General features: G+C 49.2%; 6 protein-coding genes and 1 pseudogene. 3 read left to right on the top strand and 4 right to left on the bottom strand.

Annotated elements, in window-relative coordinates:
• Positions 1–162: 162 nt before the first annotated feature.
• From V4C51_RS04695 to V4C51_RS17895, 3 genes and pseudogenes are all read right to left on the bottom strand, one after another.
• A complete protein-coding gene (locus V4C51_RS04695; RefSeq protein ID WP_330924973.1) occupies positions 163–1,059 on the bottom strand; it encodes a C2H2-type zinc finger protein in 897 nt (298 codons plus the stop codon).
• Positions 1,060–1,338: 279 nt separating this feature from the next.
• The gene (locus tag V4C51_RS04690) at positions 1,339–1,743 is read right to left on the bottom strand and encodes a hypothetical protein (RefSeq protein WP_330924972.1); all 405 of its coding nucleotides are present in this window, start codon (positions 1,741–1,743) and stop codon (positions 1,339–1,341) included.
• A 114-nt stretch (positions 1,744–1,857) separates the two neighbouring features.
• A pseudogene (locus V4C51_RS17895) lies at positions 1,858–2,202 on the bottom strand (C2H2-type zinc finger protein); the annotation flags it as partial.
• 430 nt (positions 2,203–2,632) lie between these two features.
• On the opposite strand from V4C51_RS17895, the gene V4C51_RS04685 reads away from it, so the two are divergent.
• The 3 genes from V4C51_RS04685 to scpB are packed head-to-tail and all read left to right on the top strand — an operon-like array spanning position 2,633 to position 5,603.
• Complete coding sequence (locus V4C51_RS04685; RefSeq protein WP_330924971.1) at positions 2,633–3,847, top strand: tryptophan--tRNA ligase; 1,215 nt, start codon at positions 2,633–2,635, stop codon at positions 3,845–3,847.
• Positions 3,844–4,677: a segregation and condensation protein A gene (locus V4C51_RS04680; protein WP_330924970.1), complete on the top strand. Its 834-nt coding sequence runs from the start codon at positions 3,844–3,846 to the stop codon at positions 4,675–4,677. The genes V4C51_RS04685 and V4C51_RS04680 overlap by 4 nt, the downstream gene beginning before the upstream one ends.
• 23 nt (positions 4,678–4,700) lie before the next feature.
• A complete protein-coding gene (scpB, locus tag V4C51_RS04675) occupies positions 4,701–5,603 on the top strand; it encodes an SMC-Scp complex subunit ScpB (protein WP_330924969.1) in 903 nt (300 codons plus the stop codon).
• Between the two features lie 127 nt (positions 5,604–5,730).
• Here the strand turns inward: scpB and sbmA are convergent, their stop codons facing one another.
• Positions 5,731–6,726, bottom strand: coding sequence for a peptide antibiotic transporter SbmA (gene sbmA, locus V4C51_RS04670; protein WP_330924968.1), 996 nt, complete (start codon positions 6,724–6,726; stop codon positions 5,731–5,733).
• Positions 6,727–6,752: the final 26 nt, after the last annotated feature.

Here is a 6,752-nt window from a genome sequence, read left to right as displayed (position 1 = left end):
TAGTATAGCCATAGGGAATGTTTATGGCCCAACGGTTTCACGGATCCCCGCAGCGCTGCAAGATAGTGAGAAAAAATCATCAGAATCTGGTTGCCACTTCCTGCCTTCACGCACGTCACCATAATCCATCATTGTATTGTGGGTATCGTGCATTTAAAGAGGTCAATCGGAAAACTTCAGTACCCCGGGAAGATTATAGTCCAAACCGAAATCTATCTCATCTATACCACCTGTATCATCTGCATCAAACGAAATCCATGTTGTCGGATTAGTGTTATTGGATAAACCTGACTGACTCCCCACCAGAGAACCCGCGTTATCGTTATTGATTATTTGGTTGATATCATCCAGAAGGGCATCTTCTTCTGGGCCCAGAGCCGTCCCTGACTGTTGCCGCGCGGTGACTGCGGTGCTCTTTTGCGAAAACGTCGTGACGGTTGCCGCTGCTGTCCCTAGATGCTGATGCTCAATCACTGTGGCACTGGCACCTGAGGTGGCTGTTACGCTGGCTACAGTGGCAACAAGCATAGAGCTTATTGGCATGACATGGGTTGTGCTGGTAACGACATTTCCGTCGGGTAGTGGCTGAATGACTGACTGTGTATAGGTACTGGAATTACATTTTTTCTCATGCCTGGCCCTATTGGACGGATCTGAAAACAATTTCCCGCACTTGCCGCATTGGTAATTTTTAACACCCGTATGGATTGACATGTGGGTTCGAAGACTGTATGGCCGGGTAAATTCTTTGCCGCAGATGTCGCATTTGTGAGGTTTGACATTGGAATGCGTTTTCTTGTGGGTGTTGAGCGCATCGATCCGATTAAACGCTCTGTGGCAGATGTCGCAGTGGAAATCTTTAGCATCTGAATGGGTTACAACGTGCCTTTTCAAACGCTGGTAATTTGGAAAAGATTTTTTGCAGGTGGGGCAGGTATGTCCTGTGCCACCTGAATGCTCCGACAGGTGTTTGGAGAGCTGGCCCGGATAGAAAAACGTTTTATCGCAAATTTCACAGTGATACTTAGGTGTTTTAGGTGTTTTAGGTGTTTTAGGCACAGCATTCACGCCTTTTAGCAGCAAGTGTGTTTCTGGCGAATCACGTTAATTGGACAATATCCGCAGTAACAAAGAACTGCCACCAAAAAAGTCATAGGGGCAATATAATACTTGTTTATAAGCGTAGTATAGCCATAGGGAATATTTATGGCCCAACGGTTTCACAGATCCCTGGAGCGCCACAAAAAAGTAGCGGACTATTCGCCGCTCAATAGCGATTTTTTATCCTCTGTTGCCCTTGATATTCGCTATTTCGTGCATTTAAAGGGGTTAATCCGGTCAGTCCGGTATCCCGTCAAACTTACAACCCAGGTCGATATCATAACCTGAGCCAGTCGCATCAAACGAAATCCATGTTGTCGGATCCGTGTTATTGGGTAAACCTGACTGACTCCCCACCAGAGAACCCGCGTTATCGTCATTGATTATTTGGTTTATATCACCCAGAAGCGCGTCTTCTTGTGGGTTCAGAGTCGTCCCTGACTGTTGCCGCGCGGTGACTGCCGTGCTCTTTTGCGAAAACGTCGTGACGGTTGCCCCTGCCCCCAGGTGCTGATACGTAGTCACTGTCGCTGTGGCATTTGAGGTTACTACTTTAGCCACAGTGGCAACAAGCGTAGAGCTTATTGGCATGACATGGGCTGTGCTGGTAACGACTTTGCCACCGGGCAGTGGCTGTATCATTGTCTGTACGTAGTTAAGAGGTTCACATTTTTTCTCATGCTTTTTGCGACTGTATGCCGTTGTAAACGTTTTCCCGCATTTGCCGCATTTGTGATTTTTAGCGCGCGAGTGGACAGTCGAGTGCGTTTTAAGGTCATCCGACTCGGCAAATCTTCTACCGCAGATGGTGCATACGTGGGGTTTAATCCCGGAATGCATGGCTCTCTTGTGGCCCTTGAGTACGTCTGGACGCTTAAAAGATTTACCGCATTCGTCGCAGGAGTAATTTTTAACATCCGAATGGGTTACACAGTGCCTTTGCAAGTGTTGGTAATTATTACAACGTCTGCTGCAGACGGGGCAGATGAATCCTGATTCACCCGAATAATGAATCGCCAAGTGCGAGGCTAGTAGGCTCTGACAACTAAAAACCTCACCACAAGTTAAACAGGGAAAATTACCATTTTTAGGTCTGGGCATAGCATTCACATCTTTTGGCAGCAAGTGGGTTTCTGGCGAATCACTTTAATAGGACGGCATCAGCAGTAAAAAAGAACTGCCACCAAAAAAGTCATAGAGGCAATATAATACTCGTTTATAAGCGCGGTATAGCCATAGGGAATATTTATGGCCCAACGGTTTCACGGATCCCTGGAGCGCCGCAAAAAAAGTAGCGGACTCTTCGCCGCTCAATAGCGATTTTTTATCCTCTGTTGCCCTTGATATTCGCTATTTCTTCTGTTCTGACGCTGAGTTGATCAGACTCCTAGAGGTAATATAATAATCTGCGGGTATAGCCGCAGAAAACGTCCGGGATCTCAAGATTCGTTGTTATACATCTTCGCCTCTTTTCTGCTGGCACAATCTGTCGTACTCTGTTCCCATACCCACTTACATTTCGGAGACTCGCTTGAGTGCTGTAGATCCCCAGTCGCGTGTGTTATCAGGCATGCGACCCACTGGTCAATGTCATATTGGCCATTACCACGGCGTACTGAAAAACTGGCTGGCGTTACAGCACGAATACGATTGTTTCTTCTTTGTCGCAGACTGGCATGCGATGGCTACACACTATGAAGACACGCAAGCTCTGGAAACTTACACCTATAATCTGGTGACAGACTGGCTGGCGGTGGGTATTAACCCGGGCGCGGCCACGCTGTTCGTCCAATCCAGAGTGCCTGAGCATGCGGAACTCCAGCTGCTGTTGTCCATGATCACCCCTTTATCCTGGCTCGAGCGCGTCCCCGGTTACAAAGATCAACAGGAAAAACTCAGGGAAAAAGACCTTTCTACCATCGGTTTTTTGGGGTACCCCCTGTTACAGACAGCGGATATTCTGGCCTATCGGGCAGGTCATGTGTCCATTGGCGCTGACCAGGAGTCCCATGTGGAGGTTACCCGTGAAGTTGCCCGGCGCTTTAACCATTTGTATGGCCGGGAACCCGGTTTTGAAGAAAACGCCGAGATGGCGATTCGAAAAATGGGTAAAAAACCGGGCAATCTCTATAAAAAGCTCCGTAAGGATTACCTGGAAAAAGGTAACGAAAATGCCCTTGAAACAGCCCGCGCTTTGCTTAAGGAGCAAAGTAATATGACCCTCGGTGATCAGGAGCGTTTGTTTGGCTATCTGGAGGGTACTGGCAAGGTGATCCTGCCGGAACCTCAGGCAATACTGACCCCCAAGTCTCGCTTCCCGGGTCTTGATGGGCAGAAAATGTCAAAATCGTCGAATAATACCATCAGCCTTCGCGAAGACCCCGATGAAATCACCACCAAGCTTCGCAAAATGCCCACCGACTCGGCACGCATTCGCCGAAATGACCCTGGCGAGCCGGATAAGTGCCCGGTATGGCCCTTGCACCAGCAATATTCTGATGAAGCGCGTCAACAGTGGGTGCGACAGGGATGCCGTAGCGCGTCCATAGGCTGCCTGGACTGTAAACAGCCCTTAATTGATGCGGTGCAGGCTGAATTAGAACCCATACGCATTGAAGCCATTGAACTTGAAAAAAACCCGGATGTTGTCAAAAGTATCATTGCAGAGGGCAGTGAAGCTGCACGAGATGAAGCCCAGGACACCCTGCGGGTTGTCCGGGAAGCCATAGGACTAGACTACCGATGAACACCACGGAAACCGTGGAGAATCCGCCAGTAGTAACAGCGCCTGAATCTTCACAGCAACCTATTGCCCAGTTCAGGGGAGAGGCCCTGACCAAGCTGCCCGATGACCTTTATATTCCTCCTGAGGCACTCCAGGTTTTTCTGGAAGCCTTTGAAGGGCCGCTGGATTTACTACTGTACCTGATCAAGCGCAACAATATGGATATTCTGGATATCCAGGTGGCTAAAATCACTCAGCAATACATTGATTATGTGGAACTCATGCAGAGCCATCAGTTTGAGCTGGCGGCTGAGTATCTGGTGATGGCGGCCACCCTCGCTGAAATTAAATCCCGCATATTGCTTCCGCGCTCCGAAGAAGTGGAAGAAGACGAGGATGATGACCCACGTGCTGAACTGATTCGCCGCTTGCAGGAATATGAACAGTTTAAAACAGCGGCGGAAACGCTGGATGAACTGCCGCGCATGGGACGCGATCTGCACAATGTGAGAGCGGATGCGCCAGAGTACGAAAAAGAGCGGCCCTTACCTGACGTGGCTTTAAAAGAAATTCTTCTGGCCATGGGCGAAGTGCTTCGTCGGGTTGACCAGCATGAAAGTCATCAGGTTGAAGAAGAAGCCCTGTCTGTGCGAGAAAGAATGAGCGACGTTCTTTCTTTACTGTCGTCGGAACGCTTTACCCCCTTTGTTGCCCTTTATAATGTGGAAGAAGGCCGACTTGGCGTTGTCGTCACCTTTATGGCCATCATGGAACTGATTAAGGAGTCGCTGATTGAACTGGTGCAAACTGAAGCCTTTGGCCCCATTCATGTCAAGGCACGAATCGACTAACTAACAGGAATCCCAAAGCCCCTATGATACTGGACGAACCGCCCCTGCACCTGATTCTCGAAGGCATCCTGTTAGCCAGTGACAAGCCACTGACGGCGGAACAGTTGACGCAGTTATTTCCCCAGGACGAGCGCCCTGAGGACAATGCCATTACCGAAGCATTGGGAAAAATCGCCGATGCCTGTGCTGAGCGGGGTTTTGAACTCAAGCAGGTGGCTTCTGGTTACCGTTTTCAAGTACGCCAGGAGCTGGCTCCCTGGGTGAGTCGGCTGTGGGAAGAGAAGCCCCAGCGATACACCCGGGCCATGCTGGAAACGTTGGCATTGATCGCCTATCGTCAGCCTATTACCCGGGGCGAAATTGAAGATGTGCGCGGTGTCAGCGTCAGCAGCACCATTATTCGCACCTTGCAGGAACGTGAATGGATTCGGGTCGTGGGTCACAGGGATGTGCCTGGCCGCCCAGCCATGTTTGCCACCACCCGGCAATTTTTGGATTATTTCAACCTGGAAAACCTTAACGAGCTCCCCCCCCTTTCAGAAATCCGTGATCTGGAAGAAACCGCGAAAGCACTCAATGAACAAAGTGACTTGCTGGAAAATATCGAGGCCACACCCCCCCTTACAGTTACCCTTGAAGGTGATACCAGTGAAGAGGTGAGCGCTGAAGAGCTGTTTGCGGAACTTGACGAAATGGAAGCCGAGTTACCCGACAACTTCGATGACCTTATTAAAAAACAGAAAATTGAAACACTGGCAACGGGTGATATCCCTGCCCACAATGAACCAGTAACAATAGTACCAGAGAACGAGGATCAAGAACCCACGCAAGCATCCGGGCACACTCAGGACGAGGATCACACGGACAATAACACCAGGCCGTCAGAACAAGGCGATAACAACGCCGATGATACTGGGCACCATTGAGCCGTTAGAAAAAACGATTGGTATAAACCCCATAGCCTTCTCTAATCTCCCGGAACCGGCGTCGTCCCCACAAAGGCACAAGCCATTGTGGGGACGGTGATGATGGCTTCCTTTTTTCTGAAGCGGTTTAACTCAACGCGCCTGTTTCGCTGTTTAACCTGATCTGGCTTTCAAATGCCCTTAAACGTTTATAAATCGAGATAAGCTCAACAATGGTGCTCCACGATTGCACCAAAAACTGGAAAGAAGATTCCACCTTGCTAAAGGCGTTAAGTACTTGCTGTAAAACCCCCAACGTAATGGCACCGGCAACAATGGTCGGCCCCATGGCAATCAGTGGCAAAACAATGGAAAACTGCAGGTAAGAGTATCGGGCAACATTAAAATACAGGTAGTGCTTATAGAGCCTGAAATAATTTTTACGCACGTTGTTAAACAATGTCTTTACCGTCACCGGCCCGGCCCGCTCTCCATGGTCTTCACCAAAGACCAGCTCTTTGCGGTAAGCCGCTTCCACTTTTTGGTTATTAAACTCGAGGCCCGGCAGTTTAATACCAACCACCGCCAACAAAACAGTGCCACTGGCTGCTGATATAATCGCTACCCACACCAGGGAATAGGGCACAGAACCCACCCAGGGCAGTTCAGTGACGTTAGCGCTGAGTGTAATCAATAAAGGAAAGAAGGCCGCCAGTGTCATAATGGAATACACCAGGGAGCTGCCCAGGCTTTCCATGATGGTAGCAAAACGCATCGTGTCTTCCTGCACCCGTTGTGCCGCCCCTTCAATATGCCGCAACCTGGGCCAGTGTTCCATGTAGTAATCGTTCATAGCGGTGCGCCAACGGAAAATATAGTGGCTGACAAAAAAAGCCATTAATACGGCCACCACAATATAAACCGCGGCAACCTTGGCAAACGTCAGGCATTTTTTTAAAAACTCGGGAAAAGTGACGCTACCGGGGTTCGTCAGCATCGTTTGCAGGGTATTATAAAAATCGCCGTACCATTCATTAATCCTTACATCGAGCTGTACCTGAAAATAGGTTGTGGCCAAAATCGCGATAGTGCCCAGTATGGACCAGCGCAGCCATTGTCGGCTGAAAAAAAATGATCGAAACATATGCCCCCTCTTTGACGGCTTTATTA

This window comes from Candidatus Sororendozoicomonas aggregata (assembly GCF_031528575.1).
Classification (GTDB): domain Bacteria; phylum Pseudomonadota; class Gammaproteobacteria; order Pseudomonadales; family Endozoicomonadaceae; genus Endonucleibacter; species Endonucleibacter aggregata.
The sequence above is the reverse complement of the archived record's forward strand: the minus strand, read 5'-3'. Positions and strand labels throughout refer to the sequence as shown.